Annotated in this window: 1 protein-coding gene; it reads left to right on the top strand. The window is 67.5% G+C overall.

What is annotated here, in order from left to right:
• Window positions 1–2,812, top strand: a 2,812-nt coding sequence (locus KP22_RS20950) for a non-ribosomal peptide synthetase (RefSeq protein ID WP_039326265.1), incomplete at both ends; no start/stop codon positions are given.

Genomic DNA, 2,812 nt, shown 5'->3' on the forward strand with positions numbered 1-2,812 from the left:
CCAGGCCGAGCCGGTCAGCCTGTGCCTGCACCAGCAGTTCGAAGCCCAGGTGCGCCGTGCGCCGCAGGCGGTGGCGCTGGTGTGTGGCGAGCAATCGCTCAGCTATGACGCACTGAACCGGCATGCCAACCGGCTGGCGCACGCGCTGATAGCGCAGGGCGTGGGGCCGGATATGCGGGTGGCCATCTGCCTGCCGCGCGGCGTGGAGATGGTCGCGGCGGTGCTGGCGGTACTGAAGGCGGGCGGCGGCTATGTGCCGATAGACCCGACCTACCCGGCCGAGCGCATCCGCTATCTGCTGGAGGACAGCGCGCCGCTGGGGTTGATTACCCAGGGCTCGCTGTGGTCGCCGTCGCCGGCGAACGTGCGCCTGTTCGACCTGGAAGCGCCCGCGCTGCTGGCCGGTCAGCCGGACAGTAACCCTGCGCGGTCGGGGACGGACCCGCATCAGTTGGCCTACGTGATTTACACGTCCGGCTCCACCGGGCAGCCGAAAGGGGTGATGGTGGAGCACGCGCAGGTGATGCGGCTGTTCGCCGCCACCCGGCGGTGGTTTGACTTTGGCGCCGACGATGTCTGGAGCCTGTTCCATTCGCTGTCATTCGACTTCTCGGTATGGGAGCTGTGGGGCGCGCTGCTGCACGGCGGGCGGCTGGTGGTGGTGTCGCAGGAGACGGCGCGCGCGCCGGCGGCGTTTTATCAGTTGCTGTGCGAACAGGGCGTCACGGTGCTGAACCAGACGCCGGCGGCGTTCCGGCCGCTGATAGCTGCTCAGGCGGCGCATTCGTCTTCGCGGGCGCCTGCGCTGCGCTGGGTGATTTTCGGCGGAGAAGCGCTGGAGCCGGCGATGCTGGCACCGTGGTACGCGCAAAACGGCGAGCGGGCGACGCTGGTCAATATGTACGGCATTACCGAAACCACGGTGCACGTGACCTTCCGGCGGCTCTCTCCGGCGGACGCGGCGCTGGACATCAGCCCGATAGGGGAGCGGCTCCCCGACCTGCGGATTTACGTGCTGGATGAGGCGTGCCAGCCGGTGCCGGTGGGGGTATCGGGCGAGCTGTACGTCGGTGGCGGCGGGGTGGCACGGGGCTACCTGAACCGGACGGCGCTGACGGCGGCGCGTTTTATCGACGACCCCTTTGTGGACGAGCCGGGTGCGCGGCTGTACAAGACCGGTGACCGGGCGCGCTGGCGCGGTGAGGGGGAGCTGGAGTATCTGGGTCGCAACGACCATCAGGTGAAAATCCGCGGTTTTCGTATCGAGCTGGGTGAGATAGAGGCGCGGCTGCGCCGTCATACGGCGGTGGAGGACGGCGTGGTTATCGCGCGTCGGGAGAATGACGGGGATAGCCGGCTCGTGGCCTACTATCTGGCGTCTGCGCCGCAGGATGCGCAACAGTTGCGTGACTGGGCGGCGGCGGTCTTACCGGACTATATGCTGCCGGGGGCCTGGGTGCACCTCAGAGAATGGCCGCTGACGGCCAACGGCAAGCTGGATAGGCGGGCACTGCCGCAGCCGGAGGGCGGGGCCTATGCCGTGCAGCGCTACGTTGCGCCGCAGGGAGAGACTGAAACGGCGCTGTCGGGGTTGTGGGCAGGATTGCTGGGGGTGGAGCAGGTGGGGCGACACGACCACTTCTTCGCGCTCGGCGGTCACTCGCTGCTGGCTATCCAGTTGCTGTCGCGCATCCGGCGTACGTTAAACCGGGAGGTAGCGCTCAGCGTACTGTTCGCCCGCCCGGTGCTGATGGATTTTGCACAGGAGGTAGAGGATGCGTCGTTCAGCGCCTTGCCGCCGATAGCGTCGGTGGCGCGAACGGAGCCGCTGGCGCTGTCGTTCGCCCAGCAGCGGCTGTGGTTCCTGTCGCAACTGGAGGCGGGGGCCAGCGCGGCCTATCACATGGCGGGCGGGGTGCGGCTACAAGGCGACCTGGATATTGACGCGTTGCAGACGGCGCTCGACGGTATCGTGGCGCGCCATGAGGCGCTGCGTACCGGCTTTATCGCGGTGGACGGCACGCCGTATCAGCAGATCCATGACCCCGCGCCCTTTGCGCTCACCCTGCACGATCTGCGTGGGCACCCTGATGCCGAAAGCGAACTGGCGCGGCTGAGCGCCGCGAAGGCCAGTGTGCCCTTTGACTTAACCCAGGGCTCGCTGGTTCGCGGTCATCTGGTTCTGCTGGGCGAGCGGCGGCAGGTGCTGCTGTTCGTCATGCACCACATCATCTCCGACGGCTGGTCCATCGGACGCTTTATGTCCGAGCTGGGGGTGTTGTACGACGCCTGCGTCGCCGGGCAGGCCTCCCCGCTGCCGCCGCTGCGCATTCAATATGCCGACTACGCCGCCTGGCAACGCCGCTGGATTGAGGGGCCAATTCTACAGACCCAGTTGTCCTACTGGCAGCAACAGTTACAGGGTATTCCGCCGCTGCTGGCGCTGCCGACCGACAGGCCGCGGCCGGCGGAGCAGGACTATGCTGGCGGGCGGGTGGATTTTACGCTGGATGCGGCGCTGACGGCGGAACTGAAGGGGCTGGCTGCCCGTCAGGGGACCACGCTGTACATGACGCTGCTGACCGGCTGGGCGATATTGCTGCACCGGCTGAGCGGGCAGGACGATATTGTTATCGGCTCGCCGGTGGCCGGGCGCACCCGCACCGAGCTGGAGCCGCTGATCGGCCTGTTCGTCAATACGCTGGTGCTGCGCTGCCGGATAGCGGACGGCGCGACGGTGGGCGAGTTGCTGGCGCAGGTAAAAGCGACCACGCTGGCGGCGCAGGCGCATCAGGATCTGCCGTTCGAACAG

It is taken from the genome of Pectobacterium betavasculorum, assembly GCF_000749845.1.
Lineage (GTDB): Bacteria > Pseudomonadota > Gammaproteobacteria > Enterobacterales > Enterobacteriaceae > Pectobacterium > Pectobacterium betavasculorum.